Annotated in this window: 20 protein-coding genes; 4 read left to right on the top strand and 16 right to left on the bottom strand. The window is 69.9% G+C overall.

Features of this window, described 5'->3' with window-relative positions; translation table 11 throughout:
* Positions 1-32: 32 nt before the first annotated feature.
* On the bottom strand, positions 33-2,279 hold the full coding sequence (locus ACWCPF_RS24380; RefSeq protein WP_451047185.1) for an ATP-binding cassette domain-containing protein: 2,247 nt from the start codon (positions 2,277-2,279) through the stop codon (positions 33-35).
* A 261-nt stretch (positions 2,280-2,540) separates the two neighbouring features.
* Positions 2,541-2,855: a DUF5132 domain-containing protein gene (locus tag ACWCPF_RS24375; protein WP_451047184.1), complete on the bottom strand. Its 315-nt coding sequence runs from the start codon at positions 2,853-2,855 to the stop codon at positions 2,541-2,543.
* A 408-nt stretch (positions 2,856-3,263) separates the two neighbouring features.
* Here ACWCPF_RS24375 and ACWCPF_RS24370 point away from each other — a divergent pair, with 408 nt between their 5' ends.
* Entirely contained in the window at positions 3,264-4,604 is a 1,341-nt protein-coding gene (locus ACWCPF_RS24370) for a glutamine synthetase (RefSeq protein ID WP_451047183.1), read from the top strand.
* Positions 4,605-4,714: 110 nt separating this feature from the next.
* On the opposite strand, the gene ACWCPF_RS24365 is transcribed toward ACWCPF_RS24370, so the two are convergent.
* Together ACWCPF_RS24365 and ACWCPF_RS24360 are read right to left on the bottom strand one after the other, a co-directional pair.
* Positions 4,715-5,272, bottom strand: coding sequence for a GNAT family N-acetyltransferase (locus ACWCPF_RS24365; RefSeq protein ID WP_451047182.1), 558 nt, complete (start codon positions 5,270-5,272; stop codon positions 4,715-4,717).
* Positions 5,269-6,486: a type III PLP-dependent enzyme gene (locus tag ACWCPF_RS24360; RefSeq protein ID WP_451047259.1), complete on the bottom strand. Its 1,218-nt coding sequence runs from the start codon at positions 6,484-6,486 to the stop codon at positions 5,269-5,271. Before ACWCPF_RS24360 ends, ACWCPF_RS24365 begins: the two co-directional genes overlap by 4 nt.
* 774 nt (positions 6,487-7,260) lie before the next feature.
* On the opposite strand from ACWCPF_RS24360, the gene ACWCPF_RS24355 reads away from it, so the two are divergent.
* Positions 7,261-8,430 (top strand): acyl-CoA dehydrogenase family protein, encoded by a 1,170-nt coding sequence (locus ACWCPF_RS24355; RefSeq protein WP_451047258.1) that lies wholly within the window; start codon positions 7,261-7,263, stop codon positions 8,428-8,430.
* Between the two features lie 376 nt (positions 8,431-8,806).
* Here ACWCPF_RS24355 and ACWCPF_RS24350 read toward each other — a convergent pair whose 3' ends face one another.
* Positions 8,807-9,862, bottom strand: coding sequence for a hypothetical protein (locus tag ACWCPF_RS24350; RefSeq protein ID WP_451047181.1), 1,056 nt, complete (start codon positions 9,860-9,862; stop codon positions 8,807-8,809).
* A gap of 438 nt (positions 9,863-10,300) precedes the next feature.
* A complete protein-coding gene (locus tag ACWCPF_RS24345) occupies positions 10,301-11,560 on the bottom strand; it encodes an MFS transporter (protein ID WP_451047180.1) in 1,260 nt (419 codons plus the stop codon).
* Between the two features lie 354 nt (positions 11,561-11,914).
* Between ACWCPF_RS24345 and ACWCPF_RS24340 the strand changes: the two genes are divergently transcribed.
* Positions 11,915-12,586: a hypothetical protein gene (locus ACWCPF_RS24340; protein WP_451047179.1), complete on the top strand. Its 672-nt coding sequence runs from the start codon at positions 11,915-11,917 to the stop codon at positions 12,584-12,586.
* Positions 12,583-13,257, top strand: coding sequence for a Fic family protein (locus ACWCPF_RS24335; protein WP_451047178.1), 675 nt, complete (start codon positions 12,583-12,585; stop codon positions 13,255-13,257). Before ACWCPF_RS24340 ends, ACWCPF_RS24335 begins: the two co-directional genes overlap by 4 nt.
* Before the next feature lie 53 nt (positions 13,258-13,310).
* On the opposite strand, the gene ACWCPF_RS24330 is transcribed toward ACWCPF_RS24335, so the two are convergent.
* The 10 genes from ACWCPF_RS24330 to ACWCPF_RS24285 all read right to left on the bottom strand — a co-directional run bounded on the left by ACWCPF_RS24330 (position 13,311) and on the right by ACWCPF_RS24285 (position 22,407).
* The gene (locus ACWCPF_RS24330; RefSeq protein ID WP_451047177.1) at positions 13,311-13,688 is read right to left on the bottom strand and encodes a fic family toxin-antitoxin system, toxin component; all 378 of its coding nucleotides are present in this window, start codon (positions 13,686-13,688) and stop codon (positions 13,311-13,313) included.
* Positions 13,688-13,927, bottom strand: a complete 240-nt coding sequence (locus ACWCPF_RS24325) for a hypothetical protein (protein WP_451047176.1) — start codon at positions 13,925-13,927, stop codon at positions 13,688-13,690. The genes ACWCPF_RS24330 and ACWCPF_RS24325 overlap by 1 nt, the downstream gene beginning before the upstream one ends.
* Before the next feature lie 75 nt (positions 13,928-14,002).
* Complete coding sequence (locus ACWCPF_RS24320; protein WP_451047175.1) at positions 14,003-14,614, bottom strand: hypothetical protein; 612 nt, start codon at positions 14,612-14,614, stop codon at positions 14,003-14,005.
* A 169-nt stretch (positions 14,615-14,783) separates the two neighbouring features.
* Positions 14,784-16,256, bottom strand: coding sequence for a hypothetical protein (locus tag ACWCPF_RS24315; RefSeq protein ID WP_451047174.1), 1,473 nt, complete (start codon positions 16,254-16,256; stop codon positions 14,784-14,786).
* A 99-nt stretch (positions 16,257-16,355) separates the two neighbouring features.
* Complete coding sequence (locus tag ACWCPF_RS24310; RefSeq protein WP_451047173.1) at positions 16,356-16,754, bottom strand: hypothetical protein; 399 nt, start codon at positions 16,752-16,754, stop codon at positions 16,356-16,358.
* Between the two features lie 79 nt (positions 16,755-16,833).
* Positions 16,834-17,703 (bottom strand): shikimate dehydrogenase, encoded by an 870-nt coding sequence (locus tag ACWCPF_RS24305; RefSeq protein ID WP_451047172.1) that lies wholly within the window; start codon positions 17,701-17,703, stop codon positions 16,834-16,836.
* A 9-nt stretch (positions 17,704-17,712) separates the two neighbouring features.
* Positions 17,713-18,465 carry an ABC transporter ATP-binding protein gene (locus ACWCPF_RS24300; RefSeq protein ID WP_451047171.1) on the bottom strand — a complete coding sequence of 251 codons (753 nt, stop codon included), beginning with the start codon at positions 18,463-18,465 and terminating at the stop codon, positions 17,713-17,715.
* Positions 18,462-20,354, bottom strand: a complete 1,893-nt coding sequence (locus ACWCPF_RS24295) for a branched-chain amino acid ABC transporter ATP-binding protein/permease (RefSeq protein WP_451047170.1) — start codon at positions 20,352-20,354, stop codon at positions 18,462-18,464. Before ACWCPF_RS24295 ends, ACWCPF_RS24300 begins: the two co-directional genes overlap by 4 nt.
* A complete protein-coding gene (locus ACWCPF_RS24290) occupies positions 20,351-21,220 on the bottom strand; it encodes a branched-chain amino acid ABC transporter permease (protein WP_451047169.1) in 870 nt (289 codons plus the stop codon). Before ACWCPF_RS24290 ends, ACWCPF_RS24295 begins: the two co-directional genes overlap by 4 nt.
* Before the next feature lie 17 nt (positions 21,221-21,237).
* A complete protein-coding gene (locus ACWCPF_RS24285; protein ID WP_451047168.1) occupies positions 21,238-22,407 on the bottom strand; it encodes an ABC transporter substrate-binding protein in 1,170 nt (389 codons plus the stop codon).
* Positions 22,408-22,433: the final 26 nt, after the last annotated feature.

Raw genomic sequence — 22,433 nt, 5'->3', positions numbered from 1 at the left:
CACGGTCGGTCGGCCGAGGGCGGCTGCTGCGGTCAGGCGGCGGGTTCGCCGGCCTGGAGTTGCCAGAGGGATGCGTAGAGTCCGTGCTGGGCGAGGAGTTCGTCGTGCGTGCCCTGCTCGGCGACGACGCCGCCCTTGTCCATGACGTAGATCAGGTCGGCGTGGCGGACCGTGGAGAGCCGGTGGGCGATGATCATCACCGTCCGGTCGGCCGCGAAGACGCGGAGCGCGCGCTGGATGGCGGCCTCGGTCTCGTTGTCCACGGCGGAAGTGGCTTCGTCGAGGATCACGACCGGCGCGTCCTTGAGGATCGCGCGTGCCAGCGCGATCCGCTGTCGCTGGCCGCCGGACAGCGCGGCGCCGCGCTCGCCGATCACCGTGTCGTAGCCGTCCGGCAGCGTCGCGACGAAGGTGTGCGCCTCGGCCTTCATGGCCGCCTCGGTCACGGCCTCGTCCGAGGCTCCGAAGCTGCCGTAGCGGATGTTGTCGGCGACGGTGCCGTCGAAGAGGAAAGGGTCCTGGGCGACGAACCCGATCGCGTGGCGCAGGTCGTGCCGTGACAGCTCGCGCACGTCCCGCCCGTCGAGCAGCACGCTGCCGACGTCCGCGGTCTGGAATCGCATCAGCAGCTTGGCGATCGTCGTCTTGCCGGAGCCGGTGGCGCCGACGAGGGCGGTGACCTGCCCGGCGGAGACGGTCAGCGAGAGGTCCTTCAGCGCCGGTGGCCGGTCGGGGTAGGCGAAGGTCACCTTGTCGAGGACGATCTCCCCGCGCACCTTCTCGGCGTCGAGCGGTCCGCCGGTGCCGTCGGGCTCGACGGGGAGGGCGCGCAGCCGCTGGACCCGGTCGTAGGCGGTGATCGTGCGCTGGTACTGGTCGACGATGCCGCCGAGCCGGTTCATCCGCAGCAGCACCATCTGAGGCAGCCCGATCAGCGGACTGAACACCTCGAACGGCAGGCTGCCGTCGAGCACCGCCCGGCCGCCGATCAGCAGGGTTCCGGCCATCGAGCTGGTCGTGCAGACCCGGACGATCTCGGCGTGGCGGATCGTGCTCCGGTCTGTACGCCCGTTGCTGTCCTGGACCTCCCCGCTCAGCCGGTCGATGCGCTCGGCCTCGTAGTCCTCGGTGCAGAAGCTCTTGACGGTGGCGCCGGCCTCCAGCGTGTTCACCAACTGGCTGTGCAGCTTGGCCCGTTGCTCGCCGGAGACGGCGTAGTCGGCCGCGACCTGGTCCTGGTAGTGGAACGACAGCCAGGCGATGACGGGGATGGGCAGGAACGCGATCCAGGCGATCTGCGGTGCCAGCAGCAGGAAGAGCGGCACCAGGAGGGCCATGCTGGTGCCGAGTTGGAGCAGGTCGCCCGCCGAGCCCGCGAAGAAGGTGCCCAGCTGACGGACGTCGTCGGTGAGCGCGCCGGCGATCCGGGTGGTCCGCTCGCCTTCCAGGTGCCGCAGTTCGAGGTGCTGCACATGTGCGTACGTCCGGTTGCGCCAGTCGTGCTCGATGTCCTGGCCGAGCCGGCGCCACTGGAGGTTCGAGGCGTACGACAGGCCCGCCACGGCGGCACAGGCGACGGTCATCAGCCCCGCCAGACCGAAGAGTTGGGCGGACGCGGTGGTCAGGCCGAGGTGGACCAGCGGAGCCGCCTGCCCCTTGATGAGGACCAGTCCGGTCCAGCCGAGGAAGGTACCGAGCGCCATCTCCGAGGCCTGGCAGGCGACGGACAGGGCAACGGCCCCGTAGAGACGGCGTCGGTGCGGTCCGACGATCTCCACCAGAGGGTGGCGTTCGACGCCGGGCCCGGCCGCTTCCCGGGACGCGTCGACCGTTCTGCGCCAGGCCTTGCGCAGGACGGCCGTGGTCAGCACGGCCACCCCGCCCACCGCCACCAGTTGCCTGCTCAGCGCCGACCCCTTGATCAACGCGATCCCGGCCGCGACCCCGCCGCCGACGGCGAGCACCGGTCGCACGACCCCGCCGCGGTCCGCCTGCGGGACCGGTGCGGCGACGGGTGGGGCCGGTGCCGGGCGTCCCGCTCCGGTCGAATCCTGCGCGACCAGGGTGACGGCTCTGCGGACGATCCGGCCGACGTCCGCGGCACGCAGCCGTGCATCGTGCCGGACGAGCACCCCGCCCGTGACCGGGTTGGCCCGGGCCTCGGTGATCCCGGGAATGCGGCGCAGCGCGGCGGCGAGGATCTCGGCCGTCCGTGGCCGTCCGAGCACCGGCTTGACGTCCCAGCGCTGGCGGCCCGGAGTGACCGAGCGCGGGCTCACGTCCCCTTCCGCGGACCGGAATCCGGCTGCGGCACCCAGTAGCGATGACATGCGTACGATCACCTGTTTGCGGAGGTCACGGGTAATCCGTCGACGAGCGCGGCGGAATTCGGCGCACGGCGGATTACCGCGACGGAGCGGAAAGTCCGAGAGAGGGCGGAGGCGTGGTCGAAAAGCCCGAGGCCGACCGCCGCGAGGACCCGTCTTCCGAGGTCGGCGGAAGACGCGCTCAGGCGGCGGGCCGGGCCGCGCATCAGCGCGTCACTGCGCCTTCGCGGCGGCGGCCGCGGTCGTACGGATCTTCGGAGTCCTGGCCTCTTCCTTCTCGCCGTGCGAGGCCGCACCCTCGGTGGGCCGGTGGTCGTCACCGGAGGCGATCTGCGCCGCCACCATCTCGGCAGCCACCTCGACCGCGAGGTCGTGAATGTTCTCTCCGGCCTCTTGGGCCGCCTTCTTCACCTCCATGACAAGACCGACGGACGTCGTGACGACACCGCGCACCAGCGGCCTGAGGACACGCTTGGCCAGTGGCGCGACGAGGAGACCGATCAGAAACGGCGGAACGACGGGCGGCATGATGCTCCCACTTCTCTACGCGGATGTATGACAGAGGAAACCCAGGGCACTGCGAACGCCGGAGCACGCACAGCGGGGAAGGCGGAGGCACCCATTTCCGGAATTCTCGATAAGCCCGTGCGGGGCTCCCTGTCGGGCTGAATTTACTGTCGATGGGACAAGTCGATGGGATAAACCGTCCGCTCCTCGGTCACCGTAGTCCAGTCATGTCCATCGAGGCCAAACGGTGCCAGCGAGTTTCACTCATGCGAGTGCTATCCCTCTTCGGACCGCTACGTATTGCGGTGAGTGCATTCACCAAGCAGTGCCGCGGCGAGTCACCGACATCCGGCTCCGACGGTTCACGGACGAGTGAACTCCCAGCCGGCCACTGGCACACCGGCTGCCGCGAACGCCAGCATGGCCGCCATGGCCACCACGCACCCCCGAGCCGAGCGGGCCGCCCAGGCCCGGGCGGCCCAAGCCCAGCTCGCCGCCGACGGAATCGACGGGGTGGTGTTCGGCTGGGTCGACAACGCCGGGCTCACCCGGGTGAAGTCCGTCCCGCTCGCCCAGCTCGAACACGCCGCCGAGTACGGCGTCGGCGCCGTCCCGTGCTTCGACGTCTCCCTGGTGGACGACTCCTTCACCGTGGCGTCTTCGAGCACCGGCCCGGTGGGCGACCTGCGGCTCGTCCCCGACCTCGACCGGCTCACCCCGCTCGCCGCCCAGCCCGGCTGGGCCTGGGCCCCGGCCGACCGCTACGCCCAGGACGGCGCCCCGCACCCCGGCTGCCAGCGCGGGTTCGCCCGCCGGGTCACCGAGGACGTCGAGCGGCGCGGGCTTTCGGTGCGCGCCGGGATCGAGGTCGAGTGGGTGGTGGCCGACGCCGCTGGGACCCCCGCGGCGCTCGGGCCCGGGTACGGGATGACCCGCTTCGTCGAGCACTCCGACTACCTGCGGGAGGTGCTGCGCGCCCTCACCGCCCAGGGGTTGGCCGTGCTCCAGCTCCACCCCGAGTACGCCGCCGGGCAGTTCGAGGTCTCGGTCGGCGCGGAGGGGCCGGTCGAGGCGGCCGACACCACGATGCTGGTGCGCCACACCATCCGGGCCGTCTCCGCCCGGCACGGCCTGCGGGTCTCGTACGCGCCCGTCTTCACGGAGGGCTCGGTCGGCAACGGCGGCCACCTGCACCTCAGCCTGTGGCGACAGGAGCAGAACCTCGGGCACGGCGGCCCCGGCCGCCATGGGCTGCACCCCGAGGCCGAGCAGTTCTTCGCGGGCGTGCTGGCCGAGCTGCCCGCGCTGCTCGCCCTCGGCGCGCCCGGCGTCGCCTCCTACCTGCGGCTGGTCCCCTCCCGCTTTGCCGGGGCCTACCGCTGCTGGGGCCTGGAGAACCGTGAGGCGGCGCTTCGCCTGATCACCGGCTCCGCCGCCGGGCAGGCAAACGCCGAGCTCAAGTGCTTCGACGCCGCCGCCAACCCGTACCTGGAGGTCGGCGCCGTGCTGGCCGCCGGACTCGCCGGCCTGGAGTCCGGCCTGCCCCTGCCGCCCGAGACTCCGAGCGACCCCGCCGTCCTCGGCGCCGTCGAGCGCCTCCCGGCGAGCCTGCCGGAGGCGATCGACGCGTACGAGAAGTCCGCACTGCTGCGGCAGGCGCTCGGTCCCGAGCTGTACGAGGCCGTGCTGGCCGTCCGACGGGCGGAGGCCGAGCTGTTCGCGGGGCACACGGATGCGGCCGTCATCGACGCCGTCCGCTGGCGCTACTGACAGGTTTCACGGAGCACAGCAGGATGCGGCCGCAGCGCGTGAGGAGCAGTTCCTCGGCCGTGCCCGTGCATGGGTGACGGTGCCGGCCACCGTGAGAAGCATGGTCTGCATCAGTCCACTTGAACTCTGGGGGAGGACCTAAGCGTCGGAGCGGTGACAGCAGGTTCCAGCGGCTTCGCCATGTAGACCGCCTCGGCGCCGTAGCTCGCGGGCAGCCCGATCTCGGGGCGGGCTCGGTAGCCCAGCCGGGACCACAACGCCTCGGAGCCACGTACGGCGACCAGAGAGAGGGTCCGGTAGCGGGCCGCCCGCCCGATCTCCTCCAGATGCCGCTGTATCCGGCGGGCCAGGCCCCGGCCGCGCGCCCGCTCGGCGATCGTCAGGTCATGGGTGTGCAGGTTGCTCGTCCCGTCGCTGTCCTGTGCCTCGTTTTCCTCGGCCCGGCTCAAGTCCGGGCAGCGGAACAGCGGGTACGGCAAGGCGAGCAGGTAGCCGCCGAAGCCACCCGCGTGCTCCAGCACGAAGCAGGTCGAGGGCGAGGCGCGCTGCCGGGAGCGCAGCGCCTCCCGCCCCTCGGACAGACCGCTCGCGGCGTACGCGCGTTCCTCCAGCGCGACCACCTCGTCCCAGTCCTCCTCCTGAAGCAGCCGGATCCGGTTGTCGGTCATGCGCCTCCTCCGTCCGCAGCCGGGCCGCCGACGCAGGTGTACGGCAGCGGCGCGAAGCCGTTGAACCCCCGGGTGGCGTAGGCGACGGCGTAAGCGCCGCACGAGTGGACCCACACCGGGTCGCCGGAGGCGATCGCACGCGGAACGCGCACCGTGCCGACCTTGGCGTACGCGTCGTCGCTGTCGCAGGTCGGGCCGGCCACCACAGCGTCGGCGAACGGCCCGCCGGGGTGGGTGGGGAACTCCAGGCGGTACTGCAACTGGTCCATCTCGTAGAGGCCGTTGAACTTGCCGCAGCTCAGGTAGAGCCAGTCCTCGCGGGTGCCGTCGAGCCGGTGTCGGGAGGTGAGCCGCGCCGCGTGGGCGCGGATCGCGCCGTGGTCGGCGACCAGGTGGCGGCCGGGCTCCACCAGGAAGTCCAGCGGAGCGGCGTTGACGGCGCGCAGCCGTTCCATGCCCTCGCGGATCACCACGAACATCTTGTCCAGCGGCGGTTCCAGCGGCCGGCCGCGCCGGTCGAGGACGCCGAGAGCGGGCAGTCCGCCGCCGAGGTTGATCAGGTCCGCGGTGATGCCGTGCCGGCCGAGCGCCTCCAGGACCGCCGCGAGGGAGTCGATCGCCGCGACCCAGGCCTCGGCGGTCATCTGCTGGGAGCCGACGTGCACCGACAGGCCGGAGGGCACCAGCCCGGCGCTCCGGGCGGCGCCGAGCACCCGCGGGGCGTCCTCGGGCGAGCAGCCGAACTTGTGGCTCAGGCCCCACAGCGCGCCCTCGCCGGTGGTCGCGATCCGGCAGAACACCCGTGATCCAGGGGCGTGTTCGGCGATCGCGGCGACGTCCTCCAGGCAGTCGGTGGCGAAGTCGCGCACGCCCAGCCGGTAGGCCTCGGCGATGTTGCGGTCGGACTTGACGGTGTTGCCGTAGTGGATCAGCCCGGGGGCCACCCCGGTACGCAGCGCCTGGGCGATCTCCTGCGGGCTCGCCGCGTCGAAGCCGGAGCCGAGCCGGGCGAGGTGGCCGAGGACCTCGTCCACCGGGCAGGCCTTCATCGCGAACCGGACTGCGACGCCGGGCAGTTCGGCGCACAGGGCGGCGTACTGGCGGCCGATGCCGCTCAGGTCGTAGACGATGGTGTCCTCGACGGCAGCGGCGAGCGCGGCGCGCAGGGCAGGGTGTCCGCGCGGGTCGGGGAAGGGCGCGGTGGATGCGTACACGGAGGCCGGCGCGGTCGGGGTGTGATGGCCGGTTCTGCCGTGGTCGGCCGTCCGGCGTGGTTCGGCGATCTGGCGCACGTCGGTGGTCTGAGGCCTCACGTTTGAACTCCCGGTCCGGCTGGATGAATGATGCCAAGGGCCTGCTGGCACGCATGAGATGAAGCGAGGGAGCCCGAAGGTCGGCTGTGACGCCTGACCTGGACTCCCTCCACGCCGCACTCTATGCACTTCTGGGGCCTGCTCCTGCACCTGCTGTGCACCCTGCGCGGCCCGCCCGCAGCGCGCCCTAGCCGGTCCCGGGCAGGAACCCCAGCCAGGTGAAGAACGCGTCCCCGAATGAGCCGCGCCGCCTCTTGCCCCGTCTTGTCCTGGCTCGTCCCGTCTCGTCCTGGGAGTACGGATGTCGACCTGGTCGGGATGCGACCACAGCCCGGCCTCATCCACCCAAACGGCGTCGGTGTGAGCCTCCATGGCCTTGACGATCAGGTGTCGACGGATGCCGGTGCGTTCTCGTTCAGTGAGGTTGGCGAGGTCGCCCGTGTCCGGTGTCTTGCCCGTCTCGTTGCGGTAGCTGGTTGATCAGCCGGCGTGAGAGGTGGGTCGGATGAGCTGTGATGAGGTGCTGCGGCTGCTGCGTTGCAGCGCGTGGTGGTGCACGAGGGCACGTCCGGTCCCTGCGGCAGGCCGCCTGCGCGATCGAACGCGCGGACGCCGCGGGCATCGGCGCGTTCTGCACCGCCGCACGATGTTTCGCCCCGACAGCTGGAAGGTGCCATGAGCGCGCGTCGTCTGTTACCGAACGAGGAGTCCCTTGACCTCATCAGGCTGGTCCGGAAGCTGGCGGCCGATGAACTCGCGCCGCGGGTGGATGCCGATGAGGCGAACGAGGCGTTCCCTCGTGACGTCTTCCGGCTCCTCGGACGCGTCGGCCTGCTCGGTCTGCCGTACTCCGAGGCCTACGGTGGCAGCGGTCTGTCCTACGAGGTGTACCTACAGGTCGTCGAAGAGCTCGCGTCCGTGTGGGTTACGGTCGGTGTAGGCGTCTCGGTGCATGTGCTGTCGTGCTTCGGCTTGGCGACGATGGGTACCGAGGAGCAGAAGCAGGAGTGGCTGCCCGCGATGCTCGGTGGCGAGCTGCTGGGCGCCTACTGCCTCTCGGAGCCGCACGCCGGCTCGGACCCGGCCGCGATGCGGACCCGGGCCCGTCTGGACGGCGATCACTACGTCCTGAACGGCGCGAAGGCCTGGACGACCCATGGCGGCCACGCGGACTACTACAAGGTCATGGCCCGCACCTCGGAAGATCGCACGGGTGTCTCGTGCTTCATGATCCCCGCTGGCGCCGAGGGCCTCACCGCTGATGTGCCTGAACGGAAGATGGGCCTCACCGGGTCCGCGACCGCGACCATGGTGCTCCGGGACGTCCGTGTCCCCGTCGAGCGGCGCATCGGCGCCGAGGGCGACGGCCTGCGTATCGCTCTCGCGAGCCTGGATTCCGGCCGGCTCGGTATCGCGGCCGTCGCGGTCGGTCTCGCCCAGGGCGCGCTTGACTGCGCGGTCGCCTATGCGCGCGATCGGGAGACGTTCGGATCACGCATCATCGACCACCAGGGAGTCGCGTTCCTGCTCGCCGACATGGAGGCCGCGGTCTTCTCAGCGCGTGCTGCGACGCTCCATGCCGCCCGGTTGAAGGACGCGGGACTGCCGTTCAGCCGTGAGGCGTCGGTCGCGAAACTCGTCGCGACCGACAACGCGATGCGTGTCACCACCGATGCGGTCCAGGTGCTCGGCGGGGTCGGCTACACGCGCGAGTTCCCGGCCGAGCGGTACATGCGGGAGGCCAAGGTGACTCAGATCTTCGAAGGCACGAACCAGATTCAGCGCATGGTCATCGGACGGTCGCTGGCCAAGTCCGACCACGGCGACCTCACCTTGGCCCCCTGAACCTGACTCTGAAGCCGATCGGAAAATCCATGTCGTGACGAGTGCCGAGCGGGCGACGGCGACGACGGCTTCGGCATGGCCGCGGCGCCCGACGATGCGACGGTCGCACGCGCCGAGGACGGTGCCCGTGCGGGCAGCGACGTTCGCGGCCTCGCCGAGGGCGCGGTCCGGCCGGCCCGAGGACGACCGGATGCAGTGCGCGAGACTGCAGCCTGGTCGGGGAGGGGAAGCGCGACCGACATCAGCAACACCCGGCCCGCCGAGGGTGAAGCGCCGACGCCGCGGCAGAGCCGGCCAGGGAGCTGTGGTGCTGCTCCGGGCCGTCGTGCCGCAGGGCGGAAGATGGAGTGCCGCAACTGAGTGCGCGTGTCGGCGGTTACCGGTCAGGGGTCTGTGGGAGGAGCAGGTCGCGTAGGGCCGTCGCCGCGTGCCTTACCTCGGATTGTTGTGGCTCGTCGCAGAGTCGGTCGAGCTGAGCGAGGAATGCGCGCGACTCGCTTTCGGAGCAGGCCGGTTGCCCTTCGGGCGCAGGCTCATGCTGGCCGTAGATGAGTTCATGGACCGCGTCGTCCATACTCACACCCGTTGTGTCGCCTTCAGCGACATGCTCCACGCAGCCCAGGAGCAGGGCCAGTGCCGCGGTGCCGAAAATGCACCGCTCCTGCGCGGTATCGATGCTGACCAGGGCGGGGTTGCCGATGCGACGCAGCGCATACCCCGATGCCAAGGCGGCGAGCATTCCGGCGAAGTCGTCCAGACTGACGCCGGGACGCAATCGCAGTCCACGAGCCAGAAACATCTCCTGGTACATCTGCTTCCAAGGTGCCATCGCGCCCTGGTGATTCGCCGCCAGAGCCTCCTGGATCACCTCGTCGCCCTCGGCGGCGGCGGTGGCCACGAGTTCGAGGCGGAACGTCGGGCCGTCCACAATGGTGGTGAGGTCGTAAAAGCACAGCCGATGCGCCGCTTCGACGAACTCCGGCCCCTCAAGGAGCCGTTCGGTGTCCGGACCGATCCGCGAGTCGTACAGCGCCGGCTCGTGCAACGACCAAAGGCCGAAACTGAGCAGGTCGGCGATGTAGTCCGAGTGTGACCTCCAGCTGCACCGAAGAGTTGCGGTCGAGCCCAAACGGGAGAAGGGCTCTGGGTTGTTGGCCATTTCGGCCGCGATGGCCCGCTGGGACAGAAAGCTCAGCAGAGGACGCCCGAGCGAGTTGTCGTCGTCCGGATCGCTGAGCACTCGCTGTGCCCCGGGGCCCAGGTGACGGCGGATCAACTGCATGCCGGCGAGGACGTAGGCGGCGGTCACGGGGTCGTTGGCCAGTCTTCGTCTGCTGAAGGGCGTGCGCCGGTTCATTCGGCACAGCACACCTGAAAGGTCCTGGTCGTAGGGGTAGGGCAGCCGGCCCTTGACAGTTCGCTCCTGGTCCATGCCGTCATCGTCGCGGCAATCGGCACCGTGCAACAGGCGCGCAGCTGCGCGGTGTTCGGCGCGCCCCCCTGCCTGCGGCCACTCAGCAACGCCGCCGCAACCGGCCCGATGTACGCGGCAGGCGAACCGCCTACAAAGGCCTTGGACGACCGATACGACACGAAGCCGGCAGCCCAGGGGGCCCAGCAATGCCTGATCCGACCACCCCAGACTCCCCGCCTCCGCACCGCAGGGACATCCTCGCCTGGGCGGCGTTCTTCACCGCCGTGTCGAGCCTGATCGACGCTCTGCACGGTTGGTGGTAGCAGCCCGTGCGGCTGCGGCACGCCCGGCGTGCGTATCTCGGCGGCCTGGGTGAGGACGGCGGTCAGGAGGCCATGCTCGAGACGTGCTCAGGCTGACCGCCCTGCCGTCCCACGGCCATCGCTTGCCGCGCCGTCAGGCCGTCGGAGCTGTCGGGGCCGTAGGGGCGGTAGGGGCGGTAGGGGCCGTCGGAACCTGTCCGGCTTCTGACGAGGTTTCGGCTCCCGACGAAGTGATCACCTCGGAGCTCCCGTTCCCGTGGTCGGTGATGCCTCCGAGGAAGGCGAGGCCGAGGCCGGCGGCGGCGAGGGCCGCGCCGACCAGGGCGGGTGAGGCCCAGCCCCAGCCGGCCGAGATGGCCAGGCCGCCGAGCCAGGCTCCGCCGGCGTTGGCCAGGTTGAAGGCGGAGTGGTTGGAGGCCGCTGCCATCGTCGGGGCGTTCTTCGCCTTGGCCATGAGCAGCATCTGCACGGGCGTGGTGACCAGGGCGCCCATCGCGCCCATGAAGGCAAGCGTCACCAGGGCGGGAACGGCGCTGTGGACCGTGAAGTAGAACGTCACGAGCGACGCGCCGAGCAGGGCGAGCCCGCCGTACAGCGTCGGACGCAGGGCACGGTCGGTCAGTGGGCCCGCGATCAGTGTGCCGAGCGTCATGCCGATGCCGTAGAGCGCGAGGACCCAGGTGGTCGAGGATTCGGAGAAGCCCGTCAGGTGGGTCAGGATCGGCACGAGATAGCTGTAGACGGCGAAGAAGCCGCCGAATCCCACGACGGCGGTGGCCAGGCCGAGGGCGACCTGCCTGTTGCCCATGGCGCGCAGCTCGTGCCGGATGCCGGCCTGGCTGCCGCGGGGCTGGTGGGGGACGAAGGCGGCCAGCGCGGCCAGGGCGATCAGGCCGATGACGGCGACGGCGCAGTAGGCGTACCGCCAGCCCAGTTGCTGCCCGAGGGCCGTGCCGGCCGGGACGCCGACGATGTTGGCGATGGTGAGTCCGAGGAACATCCTCGACACGGCCCGTCCGGCTCGTTCGGGGGCGACCAGCCGGGAGGCCACGACGGCGCCCACGCCGAACAGTGCTCCATGGGGCAGGCCCGCCAGGAATCGTGCGGCGAACAGCAGGCCGAAGCTGGGAGCGAGGGCGGACGCGACGTTGCCGACCACGAACAGTGCGGACAGCAGGACCAGGAGTCGTTTGTGGGCGATGCGCGCGCCGATGCCCGTCAGCACGGGGGCGCCGACGACGACGCCGAGTGCGTAGGCGGAGACGATGTTGCCGGCGTGCGGGACAGACACGCCGACCCCGTCGGCGATCTGGGGCAACAGCCCCATCGTCGCGAACTCGGTCGTACCTATACCGAACGCAACGAGGGCAAGGGCCAGCAGGGCCAGTGGCATAGAGCGGGAGTACCTTTCACGGGCAGCGATCCGGATGCGGCGGAGCAGACGGGACTGTGTCTGTCCTGCTCCTGCTCCTGTGGCCAGTCGCGCCGGCCACCATTGCCCGGTGCGCCCCCCAGGACAGGGAAGGCCCACAACGAGTACAGCCACGGCACAGGCCCACGCATTCCAAGATCGACCGACAGGACCTTGTGGCCTGCATCACACTGGGAGGCGGCGCAGCTCGCGTGACCAGATGACGACCTCGGCCTTTGGCTGCGGCGAACGCGATGGAGATCCTTCCCACCGTTGTGGCGCTGCCGCTCGATATTTCGTTGGTGTTCGAGCGCCTGCGCACGACAGAGTGGCGTCGTGACTGAGCTGTGGGCGCACACCCTGACCTGGGCGGAAGTGGATCCGTTGCGGCATCCGTTCGAGCTCGATGACGATGCGGCGAAGACACTGGGCGGTCTTGTCGCGCCCTTGGTGCCCGACGCCCAGGCCATGGAAGAGAACCGGTGGCATTCGCTGGATCCCATCACCAGGTTTCTGGTGGACCGCTACGGCCGGTGGGCGTGCGGTTGGAACTGGTCGGTGGGTGAGGGTGACACCGACGGAGGGGTCGTCGACACATGGTGCTGCGCCGCCCACACCGTGACGACCGCGGACGCAACCGCCCCGCTGGTCGTCGCGGCCCTCCTTGAATGGCGTGACTGGCTAGAGGATCTGGCGGAGCGCTTCTCCGCCCTGGCGCCACCCTCGAACTCGGCCGAGTCCTCGAAGGATCCCTGGCATTGGGAGCGGGCGTGCACGCGGCTGGTCACTGTGGTGGCCGATCGCACTCATGCCGAAAGCGGCTGGTACGGGCACTGCAGGCAGGTGCTCGAATGGTTCCTCGCCTACAACGGAATCGACCCTGAGCGAGCCAAGGAGATCGTGGAGGGTGCGGTCGGTGGCCGTTTCGGCAGCTGGATCGCGCCAGACGTCACGGTCGTCGACGCGGTGAGCTCGCGGTTCGCCCGGACCATGGGCGGAAACCGATGAACGACATGCCCGACGACCATGACGACGCCCTCGCCGACTGGCTGCGCATCCGTACCGAGATCGCGTGGCCGCGTTGGAACGGCGAGCTCCCCGTCGCCGAACCGCCGACGCCGCTCGACGGTTTCCGGGACTTCTTCACCGCGACACGCGGCGGGCGCGACGCCGAAGGGGCCGCGCGGGTGCTGACCGCCCTCGACCAGGCTCTCGCCGACGCGGAGCAGGGCGTACAACTGACCTTCGCCCTCATGGCGAACTGGCAGCGGACCGTGCTGCACCGCAAATCCGCCGTCGTCTTCCGCACGATGCCGGCCTTCGCGAAAGGCGGACGCGAGCGGTACGGGCTCGCGCCCGAGACACAAGCACGGTTCCAGCGCTGCCTCGCCGAAAGCAGCCGCCGGGACCTGCCCCTCCCTTCACGCGCCGCCCGGACGTACCTCGATGTCCTCTTCTTCCATCCGTTCGAGGACGGCAACGCCCGCGCAGCCATGCTGGCGCTGGCCTTCGTTCTGGCCCGCGAGGGCGTCTACGTCGACCAGGTGCACCCGTTGCAGGCCACCCGCTGGGCCGACGACGCCGAAGGCGCGGCCGATCTGGCGGTACTGCTCGGCATCCTGATCACCGCGACGGAGCGCCGCCTGTCCACGGGAGCCGGCCACGCGCCGCGTCGCTGATCACACGCGGCCGGATCGACGAGCAGTTGGGGACGATCGCCCCGGCCGGGGGGTCAGGTGGCCTTTGGCCAGCCGCGTAGTTGGGTGGCAATCCTCGCAGCGGTGCAGGCGGGGTCCCGCAGCAGGTCACGCAGCGCCACGGCGTCCTCCCGGGCGGGCTTGACCGGGATCCCTGAGGCTTCCAGGTACATCACTCCCGTCGCCGCGGCCACGGCCATGTTGGAGCGCTCCAGCCATCGGCACCGGCCGAGGACATGCACCAGGGCGGCGGCACGGGCGTAGGGGCCGTCGTAGACGGGCTGGTCCAGCAGCTCGGCCCGGTGACCTGCGACCGCGGCCACCGGCACTCCGTAGTCTTCGGGGACGGGATCCCCCGCGCCCGCGATCTCCGCGACTTGCAGGATCCAGGGGACGTCGATGTGCAGGTCCATTACGCGGCGTGGGCTCCGGAGGTGCGGAGGTCGGCGTCTTCGGCTTCGTCGAAGACGTCCTGGTGCTCGCTGAGGAACCGCTCCGCGGCGGCCAAGCCGCGCTGCCGCAGGCCTTCGGTGTCTTCCTGCACAAGGACGGCGATGTAGTCGCCGAGGCTCAAGCCGCGGTCCCGGGCCCGGGCTTCCGCCAGTTGCTTGATCTCGCTGTCGACGCGCGCACCCAGCTGTGTCTTCGCCATACCCCGATGGTAACAGCTGTTACCATCCGGCAGGCGCCGACGGCGATCGTATTCGTGACCACGACAGCTTGCTGATCAGCGAGGCCGGCGCTCCGCGAGTGCCTTGCGGGCCGTCTTCGTACGGGCTGCTCTGTAGTAGAGCGGTTTCACAAATGAATACCGCCACGGGAGCGCCTCGGTAAAGCCGTCTACCTGGCGGAACTGCTCCCTGGCCGCCCTGTACCGGCCCTGCCGGTACAGGAAGTACGCCAGCAGGTGCCGTACCTCCGGGAGCCTCGGGTGGTCCGGGTCAGCGAGTGCCGCGTCGGCGAGCGCCGTGTCAACCAATGCATGTACCTGCGGACTGCGAAATCCGAAATCACCCAGCTCGTCGGCATGGTTCTCGTACCAGGCGATCAACGGCAGTGCGGCCAACAGGCTCCCCGGCGGCGCACCGGCAGCCGACTTCTCGGCGAACTCCCGCGCGATCCGCTTCGAGCCTCGCCATTTCTCGGTCCAGTACTGGAGGGCACTGCTGTGCGCTTCGAAGTGATGCGGTGCCCGTGCCGTGATCTCGGACCAGAGCACCTGCATCTCCCGGTTGGGGTAGCCCAGTCCGAGCGCCCTCCAGATTTCCGCGACGAGCGGAGTGGGGTCGTCAGGGCGAAGCGCCAAGGCCCGCTCGATGTCGTCCTTCGAGGCGAACAACTCCCGATGGAATCCCTCGAACTGGGACGAGGAGTGTCATGGTTGGGCGAATCCCTCCAGGAAGACCGTCGCGACGCACAAAGCGTGGGGTGACGGCAGTATGCCCCCCTCGACGCTGCGGCGACGTACGCATGAATGCCGCAATTGCCGAGCTTGGGAGACATGGCGGCTACAGGCCCGCCCGGGTCAGCAGCCACTCCATGCGCTCGACCGGAAGGAACGGCGAGGCGCCGGCGGCCTCCGCGACGCGCTCCGAGGTGTCGGCGAGGAGTCGGAACAGGGATGGGAGCGGGAGATTGCGGTGGGGCGCGACCGCGCGGCGGACGCGTTCTTCGGGGTCGGAGGCCAGCTTCTCGGCGAGTTCCGACGGCAGATCCGGATCGCGGGGAGCGAACGAGCGGAGCCGGGGTACAGGATCGGTGGCGAAGCGGCGCAGGGTCTCTGAGGGGAACGTCAACGCCTCCGCGTTGTCCCACCAGAACGTGAACTTGTCCCGTCGGCGGTAGCGGCGCTCGATCTTCTCTGCGGTCGCGGGATCAACCCGGTGCGGGGCGGTGCGAGCCATGGTGAGGCGAACGATCTCCTCCTCGTCGTCGAGCAGTCGGGCCACCGCGTCGGCCGGAAGGGCCTTGCTGGCGGCCGCTGAGACTCGGAAGCTGACATAGGGCGAGTCGATGTACGGCAGCGGATCGGCCGTGACCCATTGCAGGCGCAGGATCCGCAGCTCCGTGACTGCACCGCAGTCCAGATACCACTGCAGGATGGCTTCGTCGTCGGCATCGTCGCTCGGATCGGCTATCGAACGCGCAAGCTCGTGGACCGAGGTGTGGATCCGTGCCCGCGTGCGCTCCGGCGTGTCAGGGCGGGCGAAGACCTTCACCCGGACGTTCAAGGCCGGATCGACGGCAAGGACCTCGCGGATCGACGGAGGCAAGTCGGGATGCCGGGCGAGCTCAGCACGCACCTCGCTGTCCGGATCACCGGCGAGCTGCTGGAGGGTGTCCGCGTCGAGAACGGCGTGAATCACCGCGCCCGCCCGAGTCACAGGGTCTGCCAACAGCTCCGGCAGCAGGTCCGAGGGCGGTATCGGATGCGGTCCATGCGGGAAGTACGTCGAACAGGCCGCGGCGCGGACCTTTGCCTCGGGATCGGTCAGCAGGGTCCGACGGACCGCTTCCGGCGCTTGTGTCCAGTGCTGCGCCAGCGCGGCGCGGATCGCGGGGTCGGAGTCAGCGGCGAGGCGGGCCCCGAGGTCGGGCGGTGTGTGACGGCCCTTGGCCAGACACTCGCGGACTTTTGGGTCGGGATCGTCGATGAGCTGCTCCAGCATCTCCCTAGGCGCGGTCGTCGCGCGGCTGGCGAGCGTGGACCGCACCGCCTCGTCCTGATGGGCGGCCAGACGGATACGGAACCGGTCCGGCAGCCGGTCGTTGCGCGCCAGGCTGTGCAGGAGCATGTGGTCGTCGCTCGCGATGATCTCGGCGAGCATGTCGTCGGTGAGGTCCGGACGCATCGCCACCTTCCCCCAACCCCGCCGCCATGCGAACAGTCGCCGGACCATGAGGGCCGGCAAGGCGGGATTCATCGCCAGCCCGTCCATCACCTTGTCGAGGTGGACCGGAGTCAGTGCGTCAGCGTCCATGCGGCCAGCCTGCCAGGCGTGCTTCGATGCGCAGCCGCCGGGCTGCGGCCGGCACCGGCCGTGGGCCCCACGGGGTCAAGGCAACGGTGATGCAGGCGCTTACGCGTGGTTCGTTGAAGCTCTCCTGTCCTCGACGTGGACTATGCGCAGTTCGGTGCCATCCCGGTGGCGCTTGGAACGTCCGGACAGCCCGACGGCGATCTGTGACGGATCATGAGGCTCATCAGGGCCGACATAGGTGAGGACATCGTTGTGGTGCCCGGTGACAACCCATCCCTCAGCGTCCTTCAGATCGATCACCCCAAAGTCTCCTGCCGAAGACCCGGCATGCGCCGGGCCGAACTCCCTCAGGATCTCGGTGGCCTGTTCAGCAAGGTCTCCGTCCGGAGCAGTCAGCACGACACAAGTGCCGTGCTCGAACAGCACCCATGACTTCTGAGGGTCGTCAAGAAGCCGCTGCCAGGTCTCTATGAGCATCTCGGTGTTCACAGCGGTCATCATGCCGCAGGGCACTGACACAGGGGCGCGGTCGACCCCGGCACTGCATGGGCCAGTCTCGGGGCGGGGCCCGGTGCGGCTATTCGGACGCGTGGGCGAGTTCGTCGGCGTCGGCGAGCATTCGTGTGTTGTCCGGTTCCCTGCCGGTGAAGAGGCGGAAGGCGTCGGCGGCCTGGAAGGCGACCATGCCGAGGCCGTCCAGGACGGTGCAGCCGCGGGTGCGGGCGGCGCGCAGCAACGCGGTTTCCAGCGGGCGGTAGACGACGTCGGCGACCCATAATCGGGGGTGCAGCAGTTCGGGCGGTAGGGGCAGGCCTGGGTGTGCGGCCGTGCCGGTGGGCGTGGCGTGCAGGAGACCGTCCGCGTGGGGCAGCAGTGCGGGGAGTCGGTCCTGCGTTTCCGCGGAGGCTCGTCCTGTCCCGTAGCGCCGGGTGAGCGATGTCGCGAGGGCGGTCGCGCGGTGGGTCAGCGGGTCGAGGATCGTGAGGTGGCCGGCGCCACGGGCGAGGATCGCGTGGGCCACGGCCGCTCCCGCACCGCCCGCGCCCAGCAACACCACGCGGTCCAGCCGGGCTTCGGGCAGTGAGTGGGCGAACGACGCCCCGAAACCCGTGACATCCGTGTTGTGGCCCGTCGCCCGCCCGTCCGCCCCGAAGACGACCGTGTTGACGGCGCCGATCAACTCAGCCTGCTCCGAAAGGGCGTCCAGATGGTCGACCACCAACTGCTTACATGGGAGAGTGATGTTGAGGCCCGTGAAGCCCATGTTCCGCGCGGCGTGCAGTAGTTCGCCCATCCTCTCGGGGGCGGTGGGGCGGGTGTCGAGGTCGATCAGGCGGTAGAGGTAGCGCAGGCCGTGCCGGTCCGCCTCGCGTTGGTGGAGTTCGGGGCTGAACGAAGCGCCGATGCCGGAGCCGATCAGACCGATGAGAAACGAGTCGTGGGCCATGTCAGCGCTTCACAGTCCGAGGTAGATTCGGCGCACCCGGGCGTCCTGGCTGAGCTCCTCGGAGGTTCCGGTCATGGCGACGCTGCCGTTCTCCATGACCAGGCAGTGGCTCGTCGCGCCGAAGGTGAGTTTGGCGTTCTGCTCGACGAGGAGCAGGCTCAGGCCCTCCTCGCGCAGGCGTTTCAGCGAGCTCAGGATCTCGCCGACGAGTTTCGGCGAGAGGCCCATGGACGGCTCGTCGAGCAGCAGGATGCGCGGCCCGGCCATCAGGGCGCGGCCGATGGACAGCATCTGCTGCTGCCCGCCGGAGAGGGCGCCCGCCAGCCGCTGGCCCATCTCGCCCAGCACCGGGAAGAGTTCGTGCACCTCGGCCAGGGTGGCCCGGGTCTCGGCGTCCCAGCGGCGGGCGTACGCGCCGAGCAGCAGGTTCTTCTCCACGCTCAGGCCGGGGAAGACATGCCGGCCCTCCGGTACGTAGCCGATGCCGTGGCGCACCATGTCGCGGGCCCGTACGCGGGTCAGGTCGCGCTCGCCCAGCGTGATGCGTCCGCCGCCGCGCGGTACCAGGCCCATGAGCGCCTTGAGGGTGGACGTCTTGCCCGCGCCGTTGGCGCCGATGATGCCCACCGACTCCCCCGGCTCCACGCTGAAGCTGATCGAACTGACCGCGCGGACCCCGCCGTAGTGCACGGACAGGTCGTCGACGGTGAGTGTGGCGGCGGTTTCGGTACGGGAGACACGGGGAGGGGGGAGCAGTCTCACCGGGTCGCCTCCTTCGAAGCGGGGGTCTGGGGCGGGGCCGACGGCGCGGCGGGCGGTGCGGCAGGGGGTGCGTTCGGATCCGGTCGCGGCACGTCGGCCATCGCGGAATCTCCCAGATACGCCTCGATCACCTCGGGCGCGGCGACCACCTCCGCCGGTGTGCCCTCGGCGATGATGCCGCCGCTGGAGAGCACCGTGACGCGCTCGCACAGCGACATGACCAGGCCCATGTTGTGCTCGATGAGGACGACCGTGGTGCCGCTGTCGCGGATGGAGCGCACGATGCGGGCGAGTTGCTGCACCTCTTCGCCGTTCAGTCCGGCGGCCGGTTCGTCGAGGAGCAGCAGCCGGGGCCGGGCGGCCATGGCACGGGCGATCTCGATGCGTCGCTGGATGCCGTACGGGAGGGAGCCGGGTGCGGCCTCGGCGAAGTCGGTGAGGCCGAAGCGTTCCAGGAGTTCCTGGGCCTGGTGGCGCAGCCGCCGCTCGCGGCGGACGACTCCGGGCTGCCATACCGCGTACTGCCAGATGGTGTGGGTCCTGGTGCGGTCGAGGGCGACGAGGATGTTCTCCCGGACGGTCAACTGGCCGAACAGGCGCAGGTTCTGGAAGGTGCGGGCCAGGCCGAGGAGGGAGAGCGTGTACGGGCGGGCCGTGGTGGTGACCCGGCCTGCGAACCGCACCTGTCCCGAAGTGGCCCGGTAGAAGCCGCTGATCACGTTGAACAGGGTGGTTTTCCCTGAGCCGTTGGGTCCTACGATCCCTCGGATCTCGCCGGGGCGGACCGTCAGGGAGACGTCGTCCAGGGCGCGCAGTCCGCGGAAGTCCTTGGTCACGGACCGGATTTCGAGGAGCGGCTCGTCCGTCGCATGGGGTGTCTCGACCGCCTCGTACGGCAGGAAGGGGCCCAGCCGGGCCCTCCCGTCGATCCCCCGCCGTCGTCTCCTGCCCACGAACTCCCTTGCCCTGGACGGGATTCCGGCGAGGCCGGTCGGCGCGAAGACGACCATGAGGACGACCACCACGCCGTATCCGAGTTGTGCGTACGTCGAGAAGTCGGAGAGCCATTCCCTGATGAGGGTCAGCCCGATCGCGCCGACCACACAGCCCACGAGGGAGCGCCGGCCGCCGATGATGACCATGGCGAGCAGGATGAACATGTTGCCGATGGAGAAGGTCTCCGGGGCGACATAGCGGATGAGGCCCGCGTACAGGACCCCGGCCAGGCCCCCGTACAGGCTGGCGAGCAGGAACGCGGTCATCCTGAGCAGCGGGATCTCCGCGCCCGTCGCGCCCGCCGCGAGGGAGTCGTCGCGCATCGCGCGCAGTCGTCGGCCCAGGTGGGTGCGGACGACGAAGAGTCCGAAGCCCAGGCCGAGCGCGCAGACCACCAACTCCAGGTAGTAGTAGAGGTATTCGCTGGAGAGGTCGATGCCGGGCAGGGTGGGCAGCGGGATGCCGGAGATGCCGTCGGCGCCGCCGCTGACCGAGGCGTTGGTGATCCAGTTGATGAAGCCGAGCGCCAGGCCGAGCGTGACGATCCCGAGGTAGTGGGACTGCATGCGCAGGGCCGGGATGCCGACGAAGAGGCCGGTGGCCACCGTCGCGAGGACGGCGACGGCCGCCGCCGCCCAGAATCCGTACCCGGAGTCGGTGGTGAGAATGGCGAGGGTGTACGCGCCGACGCCGAAGAACGCGACCTGGGCGAGGTTGATCTGCCCGGAGACGCCCATCGCCAGCCCCATACCGATGGCCAACAGGGCATAGATGAGCGCGATGTTGACGACATGGATGGAGTAGCCGCCCAGGCCGTACGGCAACAGCCAGGCGGCCACCGCCAGCGCCCCGAGCGCTCCGTACCGTCCGAGCGCTCCGACACGGAAACTCACGCGCGGCTCACCGTCCTCTCCCCGAAGACGCCCATCGGGCGGATCATGATGGCGACGGTGAAGACCAGGAAGGTGACGAGCACCGAGTAGCCCTGGAAGTGGCCGGCCGCGTAGGAGTCGAGGACGCCGATCGCAAGGCCGCCGACAACCGCTCCCGGGATCGAGCCGAAGCCGCCGAGCATGGCGGCGGCGAAGCCCTTGATGCCGAGGGCGCCGCCGAGCGAGGCGTCAACGTACAGCATCGGTCCGACGAGGCCGCCGGCCAGGGCGGCGAGGCCCGCGCCGATGGAGAAGGCGAGGGCGTTGCTGCGGCCGACGTCGATGCCGACGGCGGTGGCCGCCTCGTGGTCCATGGCGACGGCCTGCATGGCCGCGCCGCGCTTGGTGCGGGCGAGGAACCAGGCGAGGCCGATCACGGCGAGGGCCGCGACGGCCATCACCAGCAGGTCGTAGGTGCGGACGCGCACCCCGAACAGGTCGAGCGGGGCGGAGCGGACGGGTGAGCGGACCGCCCGTCCGGTGGTGCCCCAGATCAGGATGGCGACGGCCTGGAGGACGATGCCGAAGCCGATCGTGCCGATCAGCATCAGGTCGAAGTCCTTGTTCTCCAGGGGCCGCAGCACCCGCTCGATGACCAGGCCGATCGCGGCGGTGACCGCGATGGCCACCACCATGGCGACGGCGAAGGGCAACCGGGAGGTCAGATAGAAGGTGGAGGCCGCGTAGGCGCCGATCATGGCGATGTCGGCGTGGGCGAAATTGACCAGGCCCATGGTGCGGTAGACCAGGGAGAACCCCATGGCGACCAGGGCGTAGACCGCCCCCAGGCTCAGGCCTCCGACGAGTGTCTGGAGTGTTTCCTGCACGTCAGTGCTCCCGGTGGCTACGGTTGCGGGACGAGTTCGCCGTCGCGGATGACGCCGATGGTCGTCTTGGTGATGCCGACTCCCGTCTCGTCGTACTGGAAGTCGCCGAGCAGGCCCTTGTAGCGGGTGGCGCGGATGGCGTCCGCGAGTTCCTCGCCGGTCGCGCCGTTGCTGGTCTTCAGGGCGGTGAGCAGGATGTTCGCCCCGTCGTAGGCCTTGGCGCCGTGCATCTCCGCCTCCTCGCCGTAGGCGCTCTCGTAGGCGGCGGCGAACTTCTTCGACGCGTCGCTGACCTCGTTGCTGAGGTACGGGGAGCTGACGATGGTGCCTTCGGCTGCGGCCTTGCCGGCGGTGTCGATGAAGACGGGGGTGCCCTGCGGGGCCGCGCCCGCGAAGGGGGCGGTGATGCCGAGGTCGCGGGCCTGCTTGACGATCAGTCCGGCCTCGACCTCCTCCGAGCCGATGAAGATGACCTCGGGTTTCGTGGACCGGATCTTCGTCAGCGCGGCGCTGAACTCCTTCTGGTCGGTGGTGACGACCTGGTCGGTGGTCGGCTTGACGCCGAGGTCGCCGATGGCCTTCAGGAAGGCGTTGTGCTCGCCCTTTCCGAAGGAGCCGTTGTTCGTGATCATGGCGATCTTCTTGAAGCCCTTGTCCGTCACCAGGTGTTGGGCGAGCGTCGAGTCGTAGGTGGTGCTGGTCGGGCCGTTGAGGAAGAGGTACGGGCTCTTCAGCGCGACGAGGCCGTCGGACTGGCCGGAGGTGATGTTGGGGATCTTCGCCTGCTGGAGCACGGGACCCATGGCGATGGTCACCGCGCTCTCCGCCGTGCCGATCATGGCGACGTACTTCTCACTGACCAGTCTGCGGGCGAGGTTGGTGCCGGTGGTCGGGTCGCCCTGGTCGTCGAAGAGCTTCAGCTGGATCTTGCGGCCGTCGATGCCGCCCTTCTCGTTCCACTCGTCGACGGCGAGCTTGGCGCCCTTGTACTCCCAGTCCCCCAGTGAACTGAGCTGCCCGCTCTGCGCGTTGACGACGGCGACTTTGATGGGTCCGGACGAGGCCTTGGCGTCGTCGGCCGACTCGCCGGGGGCGCTGCACGCGGTGAGGGCGGTGGCGAGCGCGGCGGCCGTGCCGACGGCGGCTCGGACGGTGGCGCGTGGTCTCGGGGTGCTGCTGCGGGTCATGAGGTCACCTCGTTGTGAGCGGGCGG

Source organism: Streptomyces sp. NPDC001858 (genome assembly GCF_053594615.1).
This window is presented reverse-complemented; position numbering and strand designations above follow the sequence as displayed.